The organism is Sphingomonas bacterium (genome assembly GCF_903643065.1).
GTDB lineage: Bacteria > Pseudomonadota > Alphaproteobacteria > Sphingomonadales > Sphingomonadaceae > Sphingomonas.
The window spans coordinates 1-15,885 of the sequence record NZ_CAHJWX010000015.1 but is presented as its reverse complement, the minus strand read 5'-3'; the positions used below and the strand labels follow the sequence as shown (position 1 = coordinate 15,885).

The 15,885-nt window shown below is 66.6% G+C and carries 13 protein-coding genes and 1 pseudogene; 1 reads left to right on the top strand and 13 read right to left on the bottom strand.

The window, feature by feature from the left end; translation table 11 throughout:
- The 7 genes and pseudogenes from HUU95_RS01345 to HUU95_RS01315 all read right to left on the bottom strand — a co-directional run.
- Positions 1 to 292, bottom strand: a 292-nt coding sequence (locus tag HUU95_RS01345) for a hypothetical protein (protein ID WP_217429707.1), incomplete at its 3' end; no start/stop codon positions are given.
- Between the two features lie 176 nt (positions 293 to 468).
- The gene (locus HUU95_RS14405) at positions 469 to 588 is read right to left on the bottom strand and encodes a hypothetical protein (RefSeq protein WP_254602553.1); all 120 of its coding nucleotides are present in this window, start codon (positions 586 to 588) and stop codon (positions 469 to 471) included.
- Positions 589 to 681: 93 nt separating this feature from the next.
- Positions 682 to 807, bottom strand: a pseudogene (locus HUU95_RS14745) (integrase core domain-containing protein); the annotation flags it as partial.
- A gap of 34 nt (positions 808 to 841) precedes the next feature.
- The gene (locus HUU95_RS01330) at positions 842 to 2,356 is read right to left on the bottom strand and encodes an aldehyde dehydrogenase family protein (protein ID WP_174278440.1); all 1,515 of its coding nucleotides are present in this window, start codon (positions 2,354 to 2,356) and stop codon (positions 842 to 844) included.
- 27 nt (positions 2,357 to 2,383) lie between these two features.
- On the bottom strand, positions 2,384 to 3,691 hold the full coding sequence (locus HUU95_RS01325; protein WP_174278439.1) for an NAD(P)/FAD-dependent oxidoreductase: 1,308 nt from the start codon (positions 3,689 to 3,691) through the stop codon (positions 2,384 to 2,386).
- Between the two features lie 41 nt (positions 3,692 to 3,732).
- Complete coding sequence (locus HUU95_RS01320) at positions 3,733 to 5,364, bottom strand: phytoene desaturase family protein (protein ID WP_174278438.1); 1,632 nt, start codon at positions 5,362 to 5,364, stop codon at positions 3,733 to 3,735.
- Positions 5,365 to 5,413: 49 nt separating this feature from the next.
- Positions 5,414 to 5,632 carry a hypothetical protein gene (locus tag HUU95_RS01315; protein ID WP_174278431.1) on the bottom strand — a complete coding sequence of 73 codons (219 nt, stop codon included), beginning with the start codon at positions 5,630 to 5,632 and terminating at the stop codon, positions 5,414 to 5,416.
- Between the two features lie 180 nt (positions 5,633 to 5,812).
- On the opposite strand from HUU95_RS01315, the gene HUU95_RS01310 reads away from it, so the two are divergent.
- Positions 5,813 to 7,381, top strand: a complete 1,569-nt coding sequence (locus HUU95_RS01310) for a GMC family oxidoreductase (protein ID WP_254602552.1) — start codon at positions 5,813 to 5,815, stop codon at positions 7,379 to 7,381.
- 14 nt (positions 7,382 to 7,395) lie between these two features.
- Here the strand turns inward: HUU95_RS01310 and HUU95_RS01305 are convergent, their stop codons facing one another.
- The 6 genes from HUU95_RS01305 to HUU95_RS01280 form a co-directional block, all read right to left on the bottom strand.
- Positions 7,396 to 8,838 (bottom strand): efflux transporter outer membrane subunit, encoded by a 1,443-nt coding sequence (locus tag HUU95_RS01305; RefSeq protein ID WP_174278437.1) that lies wholly within the window; start codon positions 8,836 to 8,838, stop codon positions 7,396 to 7,398.
- Positions 8,835 to 9,971, bottom strand: a complete 1,137-nt coding sequence (locus HUU95_RS01300) for an HlyD family secretion protein (protein ID WP_174278436.1) — start codon at positions 9,969 to 9,971, stop codon at positions 8,835 to 8,837. The genes HUU95_RS01305 and HUU95_RS01300 overlap by 4 nt, the downstream gene beginning before the upstream one ends.
- Positions 9,968 to 11,539 carry an MFS transporter gene (locus tag HUU95_RS01295; RefSeq protein ID WP_174278435.1) on the bottom strand — a complete coding sequence of 524 codons (1,572 nt, stop codon included), beginning with the start codon at positions 11,537 to 11,539 and terminating at the stop codon, positions 9,968 to 9,970. The genes HUU95_RS01300 and HUU95_RS01295 overlap by 4 nt, the downstream gene beginning before the upstream one ends.
- A gap of 360 nt (positions 11,540 to 11,899) precedes the next feature.
- Entirely contained in the window at positions 11,900 to 12,190 is a 291-nt protein-coding gene (locus HUU95_RS01290) for a hypothetical protein (protein ID WP_174278434.1), read from the bottom strand.
- Positions 12,191 to 12,395: 205 nt separating this feature from the next.
- The gene (locus tag HUU95_RS01285; protein ID WP_174278433.1) at positions 12,396 to 13,211 is read right to left on the bottom strand and encodes a Crp/Fnr family transcriptional regulator; all 816 of its coding nucleotides are present in this window, start codon (positions 13,209 to 13,211) and stop codon (positions 12,396 to 12,398) included.
- 168 nt (positions 13,212 to 13,379) lie between these two features.
- A complete protein-coding gene (locus tag HUU95_RS01280) occupies positions 13,380 to 15,710 on the bottom strand; it encodes a xanthine dehydrogenase family protein molybdopterin-binding subunit (protein WP_174278432.1) in 2,331 nt (776 codons plus the stop codon).
- Between the last annotated feature and the right edge of the window lie 175 nt (positions 15,711 to 15,885).

Sequence of the window (15,885 nt, the reverse complement as noted above, 5' to 3'; positions counted from 1 at the left end):
CGCCTTGAATGCCGGACTGTGGTTCCGGCGTGGTCGCTTGCTCATCATGCCTCCTGCTCGCAGCCATCCTGGCTGCCTTCAGGCCGGCAATCCACTCATCCCCGCTGTTCAGATTCCCCGAGCCACCTCTGCTGAACGGCACGCCTTGCTCAACGAAGCGCCCTTGACCGGTCACATAGCACGAGCCGGCGACGATGCCGGCAATCGCTACCAGCCCGAGCGGCACGACCACCAGCGCGACCAGCGCCGCCCGCGCGATCGCGTTGGCGCCCGGGCGAAAGAGCTGGGCCATGGATGCTCGTCAACCCTCCCGCCCGGCTCGATAGTCAACCGCTATTTGCCCTCCGGCAGTCGAAGCGGAAGAGTAGCTCACGGCGGGTGGATATGGAAAATCGTCCAGTAGAGCCTTGTTCTAGATCAATGCAGGCGCCGGAGAAAGAGGACTGATAATAGGCGGTCGCGGCATCGTCAAGCTGGGCCAGAACCTTGAACTCGGGCGAGTGGCGATCCGACCGAAACCACGATGGCATTGAGCTGCTTGGCTGTCAGACGCGGCGCTACGTCATGGACATTGACGTCGGCGATCATCCAACCGCCGCCATGGTTGTGGAAAACCACCGGCAGCGCGGCGTCGGCCGGCGCGGCGGCCGGCTTGTACTTGTGATGACCTGTTCCCCATTTTCAGGCCGCGGGTAAGTTAGCTTCGGTGTCCATGTGCCCCTGGCGGGGGCGGTTGGTAAACTCGGCGGGCGCCATGCCGCCGAGGCTGCTGTGCGGACGCACCGTGTTGTAGTCCGTCCGCCATGCCTCATCGCGGCGACCACATCGGCGGCAGCCCCATCTAGAACCGCACCACCACCGTCTTTACCTGCGTGTTAGCCTCTATCGACTCGGCGCCAAGCTCGCGGCCGATGCCGGACATCTTGTAGCCGCCGTAGGGCGCGATCACGTCCAGCTCGAAGATCGTGTTGACCCAAACCGTCCCCGCCTCCAGCGCGCGCGCCACGGTGTGAGCCCGGGAGATGTCCTTCGTCCACACCGCCGCCGCAAGGCCGAACTCGGTGTCGTTGGCGCGGAACACCGCGTCGTTCTCATCCTTGAACCGGATGAGCGCGGCGACTGGCCCGAAAATCTCTTCGCGGACGATACGCATCTCGTCCGTGACGTTCTCGAAGACGGTCGGTTCGACGTAGTAGCCGGGTCCCTCGTGCGCCTCTCCGCCGGTCCGCAGCGCCGCGCCTTCCTCCTGCCCGCTCTTGATATAGTCCGACACGCGGTCGAGCTGCTTCTTCGAGATGATCGGGCCGATGTCGGCGGTCGGATCGAGCGGGTTGCCGACCTTGATCGCCTGCGCGGCTTTCGCGATCGCGGCCGCGACTTCGTCGTAGACATCCTCGTGGACGAACACCCGGGTGCCCGCCACGCACACCTGGCCCGCGCCGGAGGTGAACCCCATGACGGCGGCGGGGATCGTCTTTTCCAAGTCCGCGTCGGGGAAGATGATGTTCGGCGACTTGCCGCCGAGCTCGAGCGTCACCTTCTTCAGATTGCCGGTCGACGCCGCCAGGATGCCCTTGCCGACGCCGGTCGAGCCGGTGAAGTTGATCTTGTTGACGCCCGGATGCTTCGCCAGCGCGTCGCCCGCGTCGGCGCCGAGGCCCGATACGATATTGAGGACGCCGGGCGGCAGATCCGCCGCCTCGAGCAGTTCGGCGAGCCGCAGCGGCAGCAAGGGCGCCTGCTCGGCCGGCTTGAGCACGACCGTGTTGCCGCACGCCAGCGCCGGTGCGATCTTCCAGGCCGAGGCGAAGGTCGGGCTGTTCCACGGGATGATCGCGCCGACGACGCCCAGCGGCTCGCGCAACGAGTAGGTCAGCGCTGAACCGTCCGAGGGGTAGGTACTCCCGAGGATCTTGGTCGCGAAGCCGGCGAAGTAGCGGAAGACGTCGCACATCGAGGCGGTGAGCTGGCGCGATTGCGGCAGTACCATCCCGATATCGATCGCCTGGATCGTGGCGAGTTCCTCGACGTTGCGTTCGATGATGTCGGCGATCGTGAGCAGGTAGCGCGAGCGCTGGTGCGGGCTGATCCGCGCCCAGGAGGGGTCCTGGAACGCCTTGCGCGCCGCCTTGACGGCATCGTCGATGTCCGCCGCCTTGCCCAGGGCGGCGTGCGCCATCACCTCGCCCGTCGCGGGATCGAACACCTCGAAGGTCTCGCCCGACTGCGCCGCCTTCCACGCCCCGCCGATGTACAGTTTCTTCGGCCCCGCCTTTATATAATCCAGCGCGGCTTGACTGATCTTCGCGGGGTCGGGGGTGAAGGCGGCTTCGGCGCCGGCTTTGTTGGTGCTCATGATCGTCTCCTTGGCTGGGGTCGGGGGTTACCAGTGAAGTTTGATCGAAGGTCTCGCCGAACGCCTGAGCAGCGAGGCGAGCGCGGACGCGCCCGTGCGTGTCCATCCGAACAGCTCGGCGAGGTGGGTAATGTAGAGCCATTGATAGGCGAGCTTGGCCGTCAGCCCCGCGATCCGGAACGACCAGCCGCCGGTAGGCACGTCGCCCACCGCCTTGCCCGCGCCGAGCGACACCAATGTGCCGCGATAGTAGAACGTGAAAGGGAGCGGCGGTCGCCCGTCGAGCTGACGGACCAGCGAGCGCGCGAGCAGGCGGGCCTGCTGGTGCGCGGCCTGCGCGGTGGCGCCGACCGGCTTGTCGCTGCCGGCCTCGAAGCAGGCGGCGCAGTCGCCGATGGCGTAGAGGCCGTCGAGCACATGTCCATCCTCGCCGAGCAGGCGGAGCATCGGGTCGACGCGCATGCGGCCGCCCTTCTCGAGCTTCGGCTTCGGCGCGACCTCAAGCGCGCGGCCACGCACGCCCGATACCCAGACGATGATATCGGCGGCCACCGTGCCGCCTTCGGCAAGGTGAAGGATGCCCAGCTCGACTGCTGTCACCTTCGTCCCGAAGCGCATCGCGACACGCTGCCGGTCGAGCAGGCGCCGGGCGTAATCGGATGTGTCGGTTGCAACGCCAGGCAGCGGCCGGTCGGCCATGTCCAGCAAGGTGATGTCGATTTGGCCCGGATCCATCAGGCTGCGATATTGCGCCAGCCGCCCGGTGGCGCTGCGCAGCTCGGCGGCAAGCTCGACCCCGGTCGTGCCCGCGCCGACGATCGCGATCCGCAGCCGCTCCTGCTCGCCTGCGGCAACGCGCGCCGCCTGCGCGAGAATGGCGCGGTGAAGCCGCTCGGCGCCCTCGGGCGTGTCGAGCACGTGGCAATGTTCGTGCACGCCGGGCGTGCCGAAATCGTCGACCGTGCTCCCGATCGCGAGCACCGCGATGTCGAATGGCGATGTCCGCTGCGGCAGCAGTTCGCGCGGTCCATCGGGTTCGCGTACCGCGCCCACGCGCGCCGTGCGGGCGGTCACGTCGATCGTGTCGGTCGCGCCCAGCACGAAGGCGAAGCCGTGAGCGGCTGCCTGCTCGGCATAATTTGCCTGTTCCTCCGCCGCGACCAGCAGACCCACCGCGATCTCGTGCAGCCGCGGCTTCCAGACGTGCGCCGGCGAGGAATCGACCAGCGTCACCCGCGCCCGGCCGCCCCGGCGCGTCGCCCGCGCCAGCCGGATCGCCAGTTCCAGCCCGCCCGCGCCGCCGCCGATGATCAGGATATGGGGAGCCTGTGCCATGTGATGTTCGCTCCGCAGACTCAGCCGACCCGGCGCAACGCTCAGTTGATCGTTATGCGCGAATCGCCTTTCTCCTGCGGTGCACCCCCGTCTTCTGCCTTCAGCGTAGTGAGGACACGTCGGGCGGTGTGCTGGCCCGGCAGGCCGGAGACTGACGGGCCGGGATGCGTGCCCGCGCCGGACAGGTACAGACCCTCGACCGGGGTCGTGTAGCGCCCGAGCCCGAACGCCGGCCGGAACGGCCCCTCGCGCGACGCCAGGAAATCGACGTGATAGGGATTGCCGTCCGTGAGATTGACGCGCTTCTGGAGGTCGGGCCACGGCTCGACCCACCGGCCGATCTCCTTTTCCTTGATGCCGCCATAATAGTCGGCCGCCGTGTCGATGATCTTCTGCCCGGCCTCGGCGGCGAGCGCGTCCCATCCTCCCGGGGGGTTGCGCGGCGCCCAGCCGGTCCAGAGGTAGGCGACCTCCTGCCCCTCCGGCGCAAGGCTGGGGTCCGCGCCCGTCGGGAGCGCGGCATATACCGGCATCCGTCCCTCGGGGAGGCGGCCCGCCTCGGCGGCCTCGGTGGCGGCGACCATCTCCTCGAAGCTGCCGAGCAGCAAAGCGGCCGTGCGCAGGCTGACATCATCGTTGCGCTGCTTCTCAAGGCGCGACACGTCGACCTGTGCGGAGAGCGCCATGTGCACCGTCAGGAACGACGCGCCGCCGCTTTCGGTCGGCATGTGGGCGACGCGCCGCTTGATCTTGTCGGGCAGCGCGGATTGCGGGGTGAGGTCACGCAGCGTCTGCACCACGTCGCAGGCGGCGACGACAGCGCGCGCGTCGATCTCCTCGCCGTCGGCCAGCGAGACGCCGAGCGCGCGGCCATCGGCGACGCGGATCTCGCCCACGCGCGCGCCGGTGCGGATGCGGCCACCATTATCCTTGAGGCACGCCGCCAGCGAATCGACCAGCACCTGCGTGCCGCCGGCCATGCGCGTTATGCCGGTATGACCGGCGACTGCGGGAAGGAACACGTTCATGCCGCTGCCCTCGAGGTTTACCGGCGCGCCGAGCGCGCCGAAGCCCAGCATGGCGCCACGCATGCGCGGATCCTCGAAGCGCGATTCGATCGCGTCGACCGCCGTGCCGAGCGCCAATGGGGCGAGCACCGCCATATGGATCGGGTGCCGCAGCACCGAACCCGCGACCGTGGCCATCAGCTCGGCGCTCGGCCGTGCGGGATCGCTGGCCATGAACGGAATCATGACGTCGACGCCCGTCTTCAGCATATCGAGCAGGTCGAGATAGGCGCTCGCATCCTTCTTGGAGAAGCGCGCGATATCTTCTGCGGTGTTCTTCGGATCGCGCCAGAACGCGATCGACGAGCCGTCGGGCGCGGCGGTGGCATAAGGTGGGTCGAGCGCGATCGTGCGATAGCCGTATCGGGGCAGATCGAGATCATCGACGATCGTCGATGCATTCCAGAACGTGATATCGACCGCGCACGGGCTGATCCTGTGCTGGGGCGCCTCCTTGATATAGGCGTCCGTCGTCGAGCAGCCGCCGATCCCGGCGTTCGCCTCCAGGACGAGCACGTCCAGCCCGGCCTTGGCGAGATAGCACGCCGCGACCAGGCCGTTATGGCCCGCTCCGATGACGATGATATCGGGACTTTCCGTCGGCATTGGGTCGTCCTTTCGGGAGCATGGCTCGGGTGCCGTCGCTGAGATTGACTCAACCGCCGTGTGGTCGCGGCTCAACAGCGGCGGGATCAGTTCGACGATGTTCGTGTTCGCGGCTTACGAGATCCGCGGCGCCGGCCGTCAGCTTGGCATAGCGTGACGCCAACTCCAGATGAATCGCAGCAGCTCCCGCATCCGCGGCGGCTTCTGCCAACGCGCGCTCCTGCCGCTCTCGAGATCTGTAATAGTCCGTATCGTCCCGTTCGGTCATCGAGGCAGCCCTCCACCGAGTCGCCGGAAATTAGAGCGGCCAATCCTGATTGGACTGATCGAGATCAGCGGTGGCGATCCCGGCGGAGCTATCCGGTCGGTTAGCGGCAGCTTCGGAAATGAAGGCGCGCCGCCGAACCTTACGGGGATGCTTATGACAAGCGCGACCTATGACGTGATCGTGGTCGGCGGCGGCTCCGCGGGCTGCCTGATCGCGGGGCGCTTGGCGCAGGAAACCGATGCCCGGGTGCTGCTCCTCGAAGCGGGAGGTCGCGATATCGATCCCCTGATCCATATTCCCAGCGGCTTCTCCAAGCTGCTCCAGAACGGCTGGTTCCTCTGGCCCTATGAATCGGTGCCTCAGACCCAACTCGACGGCAGGCCGCGCATGATGCAGCAAGGCAAGGGCCTGGGCGGCGGCGGTTCGATCAACGCGATGCTGTATGTGCGGGGCCAGCCACGGGATTATGCGCGGTGGCAGGAGGCGGTGGGTGACACGGGCAGATGGTCGTATGACGATCTGCTGCCGCACTTCATCGCCATGGAGGGCAACGATAGCTTCTCCGGGCCGCTGCACGGCGTGGACGGCCCGCTGAAGGTTTCGCAGCCGATCGACATCAACGCCATGAACCTGGCCACGATGGAAGGCTTCACGCAAGCCGGGCTGCCGTACAACCCCGACTATAACGGCGAACGGCAACGCGGCGTCGGGCCGTGCCAGCTCACCATCGGCGATGCCCGTCGTTGCAGCGCCGCCGTTGCCTTCCTGAACCCGGCGAGATCGCGCCCCAATCTCACGATCAGCACCCATTCGCTCGTGACCAACATCGTCTTCGAGGGGGATCGCGCGATCGGCGTGGATTATGTCCACTCGGGCAATACGCATCGCGCGCTGGCGGGCGAGGTGGTGCTCAGTGCCGGCGCGCTCAATTCGCCGCGCCTGCTCATGCTCTCGGGGATCGGCCCGGAAGCGGAGCTCGCCCGTCACGGCATCGCCGTCAAGCTCGCCTCGCCCGATGTCGGGCAGCATCTTCAGGAGCACCCCGCGGTGCCGATCAGCGCCCGCAGCCGCCATGAGATGGGCTATGCCAAATATGCGACGGGGTTGCCGATGCTCGGCGCGGGCGCACGCTACCTGCTGACCGGGGAAGGGCCGGCGGCGACGAACGGAATTGAGACCGTTTCCTTCTTCAACCCGCACGAGCCCGAAGGCGAGCCGACGGTGCAATGCATGCACCTCGCGGTCGCGGGAAATCCGACGGACGGTATCGAGCTCTCCTCGGGACTCACGCTCGAGAACGTCGTCATCCAGCCCAGGAGCAGGGGCCATGTCGTCCTCAGGGACGCCGATCCCAATTCGGCGCCGGTGTTCGACTGCAATTATCTCGGTGATGCCGAGGACATGCGGATGATGGTGGCGAGCCTGCGCTATTGCCGCGAGGTGCTCCAGACCCCGGCGATGCGCGAGATCATGGAGGCCGAGATGTCGCCCGGCCTCGACGTCGACACCGACGAAGGTCTGGTGGAGCATTGCAAGCGCACGCTGACGGTCAACTGGCACCCGGTCGGCACGTGCCGGATGGGCGCCGATGAGGATGCGGTGGTGGATGCGTCGCTGCGGGTGCGCGGCGCGCGCAACCTGCGCGTCATCGACGCCTCGATCATGCCGAACATCACCAGCGGCAACACCAACGCGCCGACGATGGCGATCGCAAGCAAGGGGCTGGAGATGCTCAAGGCAGATCTATGACGTGATCGGCCGACTCAGTCCTTCGGGCTCGACGCATATGGCTGGACGGCTTGCGAGGGCGGGGGGTTGTCGATCGACGTCGAGACATGCTCGTCGCTCCAGCCTCCGCCCAGCGCGACGAACAAGGATGCGAGATTGCTCAGCTGATCGCGCCGCACCGTGACGGCGGCGATCTGGCTGGCGTAGAAGTTGCGCTGGGTGTCGAGCTGGTCGAGATAGGTCGAGTAGCCTTCGCGATAACGATCGACGGCGTGGGCAATGCTTTCCTTGAGCGTGGCGCGTCGTTCGCGCGCGATCCGGATCTGCTCCTCGAAGCTGCGCGCCGCACTGAGCGAAGTCTCGACCTCGTCGAACGCTTCCAGGACGGCGGCCTTGTAGGCGAACGCGGCCTGATCGCGCTCCGCAACTGCGAGATCCAGATTGGCGTGCAACGCCCCGCCTTCGAACAGGGGCGCCAATATGCTGCCGCCTACGCTCCAGAGCCTGGCGGCCGGCACGGCGGGCGCGCTCGACAGGCTGTAGCCGAACATTCCCATCAGGTTCAGCTGAGGCAGGAAATCGGCGCGGCGCGCGGCGATCACGGCATCGGCGGCGGCAAGGTCATATTCAGCCGAGGCGATGTCGGGGCGCCGGCGCAACAGGGCCGACGGCAAAGTGGACGGGATCGGGGGCGGCTCGAACGCGCGAAAGTCCGCGATCCGGTTTATTCCCTGCGGAAGCTGCCCGACGAGCACGGACAGCGCGTTCTCGTCGGCGCGGACGCCCTGCTCGTAGACGGGCACCTGCTGCGCGATCGTCTCCTGCTCGGCACGCGCCTGCGTCACCTCGAACTTCGAGACGTAGCCGTGCCGTTCCTGATCTTCAATCAGGCGGAGCTCGATGATGCGCGATTGCAGCGTTTCGCGCGTCACCGCCAGCTGCAGGTCCTGCGCGGTCAGATCGAAATAGGCCTGACAGACTTGCGACGCCACCGACAGCGCCATCGCGTCGCGATCCGCCTGGCTCGCCTGGTACCGGAGGCGGGCGGCGGCGGTGAGCGCGCGTAGCCGACCGAACAGGTCGATCTCCCATGCGGCTTCGACGCCCGGCATCGCTGTCGTCTGCGCGCTCGACATTCCCTTGGCGGACATTCCCGACCGCGTAACATTCGCCATGGCGTCGAGCGTCGGGAGCAGCGCCGAGCGCGCCAGCCGCAACTGGGCGCGCGACGCTTCGACCGCGGCGGCGGCGGTCAGGACATCGGTGTTGCGGACGAGCGCGGTCTCCACCAGCCAGTTCAGATAGGGATCGCCGAACGAGCGCCACCAACGCGGATCGATCCGGTTGTCGGCGGCGGGCGAGTCGCGCCAGCTGAGCGGAGCGACGATCGCCGAGGTGGCCGGGTGCGGCGGCGTTGCCGGAACGCAGCCGCCCAGCGCGAACGCGAGAACGACCGTCCAGGCACCGGCGGCCTTCATCGCACCTGCCCGTCGCCGGTGGCGCCCGTGGTATCGACGCGCGTAATCACCGACATGCCCGGGCGGATGCGGTCGGCCAGTGGCTGGTTGGGGTCGATCGACAGGCGGATAGGCAGCCGCTGCACCACCTTGGTAAAGTTGCCGGTCGCGTTGTCGGGCCGCAGCACGCTGAACTCGGATCCGGTCGCCGGCGAAAAGATTTCGACGCGGCCGTGGAGCCGCGCGCCGTCCAGCGCATCGACCTCGAACGTCGCGGCCTGACCGGCCCGCATGGCGCGGACCTGAGTCTCCTTGAAATTGGCGATGACCCACAATTCGGGGGGAACGAGGTTGATCAATTGCGATCCCGCCATGACGTATTGGCCCTCGCGCACGCTTGCTTCGCCGACCTGCCCGTTGCGCGGCGCGGCGATCACCGTCTTGGAGAGGTTGAGCAGATCGGCCTGCAGCGCGGCCTTGGCGGCACGCACCTGCGCGGCGAGTTGCTCGCGCTGGACGATCGCGGTCTTGACCGCCTCAAGGCTGACGCGGACGTTCGCGCGCGCCTTGGTCAGATTGGCGGCGGCGGTGCTCGCCGAGGCGACGGCCTGGTCCTTCTCGCGCACCGAAACCGAGCCCCGGCTGGCCAGATCGCTGATCCGCCTCGCATCGGTGCCGGCGCGCCGGCCCTCCGCCTCCGCCGACACGACATCGGCCTGCTTGGCGGCGACATCCGCGCGGTTCGATGCGATCGTCTGCGCCGCATTGTCGAGATCCGCCTGCGCTGCCTCGACCTTGGCCTGATCCTGGGCGACCTGCGCGCGATAGGTGCGGTCGTCGATGCGCACCAGGACGTCGCCCGCACGGACATGCGCGTAATCCGGCACGAGCACCTGCGCGACATAGCCGCTGACCTGCGACGACAATACGGTCACCTTGCCCCGCACGTAGCTGTCCTGCGTCGTCACGATCGGGGTGGCGAACGGCGGCAGCCGCCACGCGAACAGGATGAGGAGCACGCCCGCGAGCGCCACGATTACGGCGATGATGATCGTGGTGGCGCCGAGCCGCTTCCTCGGCGGCGGCGGGTCCGCTTGGGGATCCGCCTGCGGCTTGTCGTCTGCCGGTGCGTCCGGCTTGGGCTGATCGGTCACGACACTCCTCCCGCAGCGGGCGCCGCCGCTCCGCCTGGTTCCTTGGGCTTGAGCGCCGCCAGACCCGCCTGCAGCGCGATCCACGCCAGCAGCACGAGCGCGAGCACGCCGATCAGCGTGAACACGTCGTTATACGCGCGGACGTTCGCCTCGCGCGTGGCGGACTGCCGCAACTGCTGCACACCTTCCGCCTGCTGGAGCGACCTGTCGGTCAGGACACCGGCGAACTGTCGCGACTGGAGCTGAAGCCGCTGCGCCACGATCGGGTCGGTCGGATCGACGCCGGCATTGATCTGCGCGGAGTAGACCTGCTCGCGATGCTGCTGGAATGTGCCGAGGATCGCCGAGCCCGCGAGGCCGCCCAGCGTCTGGCTGACGAGGAACAGCACCACGAATGTCACCAGCCGCTGATACCCGCTCTTCAACGCGTTCAGCACGCCGAAGATGAGGAGCGGGCCGAAGAACAGGCCGTTCGCGAAGCCGAGCAGCGCCTGGCTGCCGAGGAACTCGTGCGGGCGCACGAGGTTCGTCGCATCGGCGTCGATGAAAGCGCCCGCCGCCACCAGCCCCAGCGCGACCATCGCGAGTACCGCCGCGCGGGGCGGGGTGAAGGTCAGCGCGGCGACCCCCGCCCCTGCCGCGAGCGAGACGAGGATGACCGCGTACAGTCCCTGCAACTGGTCCTGCCCGGCGCCGAGCAGCATCAGCAGTCCACTCGCGGCATAGGTCTGCTCGGACAGCACGAACCGCAGCCCGAACGCGCCTAGCATGAACATCATGGTCGAGCGGGAGTACAGCAAGTCGTGGAAGATCAGCGGCGCCGGACGCGCTTCCTCGTAAAAGAAGGTCGCGGCCAGCAGCAGCACGGACGCGCACAGTGCCACCGCCAGCCAGGGATGATCGGGCCACCATTGCAGACGCCCCTGCGACAGCACCGCGACGATCAGCGCGAGTGCCGGACAGAGCAGCGCGTAGGTGAGGACATCCCCCTTCGCGAAAATCTTCACCTTGGGGCTTTCCGGGAGCTGAAGGAGGGCAATCGCGGCCAGCGCGCACAGCGCCAGCCCGCTCTCGAACAGGTAGAGCACATGCGGCTCCTCGCTGAACGTCAGCTCGGGCGAGACGAGATAGGCGAGCGGCGTCGCGCCCTGCGCGATCGAAAGCCCGACGATCAGGCCGCCCATCGCATGCCGCTGTCCGGCCGCCTGCAGCATGTAGAAGATTGTGAGCGTCGACAGCGGCACCGTGGCGAAACCGCTCAACGCCCGCGCCACCAGCGCGCCTTCATAGTCGTCCCACACGACGTTGAGCAGTGTGACGGCCGCGTACAGCACCAGTCCGCAGGCGGCGAACAGCCGGATGCCGAACTGCTGGCGGAACCGGAGGAAGAGCAGATTGCCGGAAATGTTCGTCATCGCATAGGCGGCGGTCAGCCAGGCCCCCTGCACCGGGCTCAGCCCCAGGCGCCCCTGGATGAAGGGAAGATTGACGCCGACGAACGAATTGCCGAGCGCCGAGGTGACCCCGACGAGCACCGCCGTCGCGCCATAAGCGGCGCGGATCGGCATCGTCCAATCCGGAATGGGCGGCATTCCGGGACTTGACGGCATTCCCGGCAAGCTACCGCGCTCCGCCGCGACCGAATACGGTAAGGCGCCAAACCACGTTGGCTCGGCATTGCTCCCGGTCGCCCTTCACGCCGAACGGAACGCTCTCCGGGCCTAGCGCGCGATTGTTCCGGTATCGACAAGGCATGGCTTCACCCCCGGGCGCCAGATCGGTCTTCCAAGGCAACCCGGCCCGCCTCCCTTCACGAGAGCCGCAACCGCCGCATCAGCTCGTACCGAACCTGCCACGGTTACGCCGCCGGCGGCTCTCCACGGCTGATCTAGATCAGCCGTGGAGTTAGCCATTGAAAGCCGGGACCATCAGAGCGAAACCGGCTTTTTGGCATCTGCCTCAAGACTGGATGCAATCCGACAAAGCGTCGCAAGCGAGTCCTTGCGTCGCCGCTGGGCATCTGCGCCTTCAGCTTTTCCTTCGGCATGCACGACCGCGGCATCCCGGACGACCTCCACTGCCTGTTCGTTGGCGAGACTCCCGTCATCGACAAGCGCATGGATGAGGCTGTCGATAAGCAACAACGCCGCCTGTCCGTATGGATCGGACTCTCTCGGCTTCCGGAGGTCAGCATGGCCCGGATGCTTGGCAGGAGGCATGATTTTAGCCTTGTAGTCCGGCGAGAGCCCTGAACATCCTCGCCTTCGGTGTCTGGAACCTGCTCAACGATGCGGCAGGATAGGATGTTGCTTTGGGACCCGGACTGATCGAAGTCAGCGTTCTCAGACCATCTTGTCGTGGGCCCTTCGGGTGGATGGACTCGCTTGGTAAGAGCGGTGTCATCTCATCCAGAACCGGAAGACGCTACGATCTCTGCTGACGTCCGCCTTGAGCATCGAGCGACCGGCTAAGAATGCTGGTGCGGCTTCGCCCGTCTTGCGCGTGCGGGCTGAGCTGCTGGCTCAATGGCCGCGATGGCTGGTGAAGGTAGCTGCCATCAAATCCGGCTATTTCGGCCAGTGCATCGAAGTCGTAAACGCATAGTGTTCCTGCGCGCAGTTCCATCAAACCCGCTACGCGCAGCTTACGAAGCACCCGGCAGACATGCACTGCCGTCAAACCAAGTGCATCCCCCAATTCTGCGTGGGTCAGATCCATCGCAAGGGTGTTCCCGTCAAGCAGGCTAACGTTGCTGCCGCGCGTGTGCAGCTCACACATCAGATGGGCTACCCGTTGAATACTGTCACGTCGGCCTAAGCTGACCATCCAAGCTTTTAGCGTTTCGTCGTGTACGAGCTGGGCCAATTGGAAAGCGCGCGAGAGCACCGGTCGATCTGTAACGAGTTCGTCCACCCGGGCGCGCTTTATCGTCGCCACGCGACATGGCGTCAGCGTCGCCAGCGTGTCATCCATAACGTCCAGCACCGAGATGTGCGTGTCGCAGCAGTCGCCGGGCATCAGAAACGCGGTAATCTGGCGGGTTCCCTCAGGCAAGATCTTGTATCGACAGGCCCACCCGCCGAGAATGACAATAAGCGAGTCGAGTTCGTCGCCCTCACGTATCAAATCCTGATGAGCATGGGCCTCGCGCGTATGAGAGGTCGCGCGTTCGAGAAGGTTTACCTCATACTCCGATAACGATGCGAAGTTCTTAATCTTCGCGACGAGAGCATTGGACATGGTCGTTACATCCCTTTTTCCTTTTCAAACCTTGCGAGAAGCTAAACGAACGCGAAACGCTGATAATGTACTTTTTACTGTCAAATTGAATAAATCTCCTTATCCCACATACTGCATTTCAATCGGTTTGCCTTCGCTCCGCCCGCCTAAGCTAAGAATGACCGCACATCAAAGCAACTTGTCGAGCGTGATCGGCAGGTCGCGGATGCGCTTGCCGGTCGCATTGTAGACCGCATTTGCGACCGCCGCGCCGACCCCGGTGATGCCGATCTCGCCGATGCCCCGCGCGCCGAGCGGGCTGTGCGGATCGGGGACGTCGGTCCAGATCACGTCGATCTCGGGTACGTCCATGTGCACCGGCACATGATATTCGGCGAGGCTCGGGTTCATGATCCGGCCCGACCGCTCGTCGAACTGGGTCTCCTCCATGAGCGCCAGGCCGAGGCCCATGATGATGCCGCCGCGAAACTGGCTGGCGGCGGTCTTCGCGTTGAGGATGCGCCCGCAGTCGAACGAGCCGAGGAAGCGCGTCACCCGCGTCTCGCCCGTCACCTCGTTCACCCGGACCTCGCAGAATTGCGCGCAGTGCGAGTGCATCGAATATCGCATCATTTCGAGCGGCTGCCCGCCGGTTCCCTCGCAGGCCAGCTCTTCGCGCTGTGCGCGCTTGAGGATCGAGACGTAGCTCTCGCAGCGGTCCGGCTCGCCGATCTTGCAGAGCCCGCCGTCGCGGCCTTCGACCTCGTCGGGCTTGAGCCCGGCGAGCGGCGAATCGTTGCCGGCGAGCTTGAGCAGCTCCTTCATGAGTTCCTCGTGCGCGGCGATGATCGCCGCCGCGATCGATGCTGTCTGCGACGAGCCGCCGGCAAGCGTCCCCTCCGGCAGCGTCGTGTCGCCATATTCGAACGTCACTTGGTCCAAGTCGAGCCCCAGCCGCCGGGCGGCGTGCTGCGTCTGTACCGTCGCGGTGCCCATCCCCATCTCGTGTCCCGCGTTCTGGACGATCGCGCGGCCGTCGGCGGTCAGTCGGATGCGCGCGGTGCTGCCAGGCATCCGGTAATAGGGATAGGTGCCGGTCGCGACCCCCATGCCGATCAGCCACTCGCCCTCGCGCCGCGCGCCGGGGGTCGCACTGCGCTGGTCCCAGCCGAAGCGCTTCGCGCCCTCGGCATAGGCCTGGACGATCTCGCGCGAGGAGAATTCGTCGCCAGAGGTCGGGTCCTTCTCAGGTTCGTTGCGCCGCCTGAACTCGATCGGATCGATCCCCATCGCCTCCGCGAGCTCGTCGATCGCGCATTCCAGCGCGAAGGTGCCGATCGACTCGCCTGGCGCGCGCATGAAGGTGTTGGCCAGCATGTGCATGTCCGCAACCTCCTGCGAGATCTTGAACGTCTCGGCGGCGTAGGCGTGGCGGGTGCCGAAGGTGAACTGCTCGGGCATCGTGTTATGCGCGGTCTTGCCCGCGACGCCGGTGTGGATCACCGTCGTGAGCTTGCCTTCGGCGTTGGCGCCGAGCGCGACGCGCTGCTCGGTCAATGTCCGCCCGCCGACGATCCGGAACACCCCTTCGCGCGAAAGCATGACCCGGACCGGGCGCCCGGCGATCCGGGAGGCAGCGGCGGCGAGGATATGATGGTCCCACAGGCATTTTCCGCCGAACCCGCCGCCGACATAAGGCGAGATCACGCGGACCTGCTCCTCCTTGATCCCGAACACTTCGGCCAGCGACCAGGCCGTCGAATTGACCAGCTGCGATGCGTCATGAACGATCAGCTGGTCGCCTTCCCACATCAAGGTCGCCGCATGGAGCTCAATCGCATTGTGGTTGTGGCGCGGCGTGGTGTAAGTCCGGTCGACCTTGAACGCGGCCGCCGCCAGCGCCGCCTCGGCATCACCGATCTCGATCGTCGTCGGCTGGCCCATCACGTTGGGCGGCTGGTAGGCCTTTGTCTTGGCCGCTGCGAAGGACGTGACCGCCGGCATTTCCTCATACGCGACGCGGATCAGCGACTTGGCGTGGTCGGCCTGTTCCTGGCGTTCGGCCAGCACGATCGCGACCGGCTGCCCGTTCCAATGGATCTGGTCGTCCTGCATCACCGGCAGGTCGCTCGGCCCGGCGGCCTTCGCGGCGGTCATGAACACCGGCGGCGGCGCCATCCGGGGCGCGTTGCGATGGGTCATCACCAGCACGACGCCCGGCGCGGCCTCCGCCTGCGCGGTGTCGAGCGTCGCGATCCGCCCGCGCGCGACCGTGCTGTAGAGCAACGCGGCATAGACCATGCCGTCGAGCGGCACCTCGGCGGCGAAGCGCGCCTTGCCCTGCACCTTGAGCGGACCGTCGATCCGCGACACGGCCGCGCCGAGCAGGCCGTGCTTGGTCATCAGCGGATCGGGCACGCCGCCCGGCAGCCAGCGCTCGGGGGCGAGATCGATGGCCTTCTTCATTCCGGCCTGCATCGCACCCTGCGCCGCCGCCTTCGCCTTATCGAGGATGCTCATGCTTGCGCTCCCGCCAGTTCCTCGAGCACCGCGACGATCGTGCGCTTCGCCAGCTCGATCTTGAAGCCATTATCGCGCAGCGCGGTGGCATCCGCCAGCTCGGCCTCGGCGGCGGCGCGGAAGCTTTCCGCAATCGCCGCCCGGCCGCGCAGCGCGTCCTCCGCACGCCAGGCGC

Bases quoted from the DNA above. Each gene is read 5' to 3' on its own strand.
- HUU95_RS14405 (WP_254602553.1), bottom strand. From the start codon at position 588: ATGATCGCCGACGTCAATGTCCATGACGTAGCGCCGCGTCTGACAGCC.
- HUU95_RS01330 (WP_174278440.1), bottom strand. From the start codon at position 2,356: ATGAGCACCAACAAAGCCGGCGCCGAAGCCGCCTTCACCCCCGACCCC.
- HUU95_RS01325 (WP_174278439.1), bottom strand. From the start codon at position 3,691: ATGGCACAGGCTCCCCATATCCTGATCATCGGCGGCGGCGCGGGCGGG.
- HUU95_RS01320 (WP_174278438.1), bottom strand. From the start codon at position 5,364: ATGCCGACGGAAAGTCCCGATATCATCGTCATCGGAGCGGGCCATAAC.
- HUU95_RS01315 (WP_174278431.1), bottom strand. From the start codon at position 5,632: ATGACCGAACGGGACGATACGGACTATTACAGATCTCGAGAGCGGCAG.
- HUU95_RS01305 (WP_174278437.1), bottom strand. From the start codon at position 8,838: ATGAAGGCCGCCGGTGCCTGGACGGTCGTTCTCGCGTTCGCGCTGGGC.
- HUU95_RS01295 (WP_174278435.1), bottom strand. From the start codon at position 11,539: ATGCCGATCCGCGCCGCTTATGGCGCGACGGCGGTGCTCGTCGGGGTC.
- HUU95_RS01290 (WP_174278434.1), bottom strand. From the start codon at position 12,190: ATGCCTCCTGCCAAGCATCCGGGCCATGCTGACCTCCGGAAGCCGAGA.
- HUU95_RS01285 (WP_174278433.1), bottom strand. From the start codon at position 13,211: ATGTCCAATGCTCTCGTCGCGAAGATTAAGAACTTCGCATCGTTATCG.
- HUU95_RS01280 (WP_174278432.1), bottom strand. From the start codon at position 15,710: ATGAGCATCCTCGATAAGGCGAAGGCGGCGGCGCAGGGTGCGATGCAG.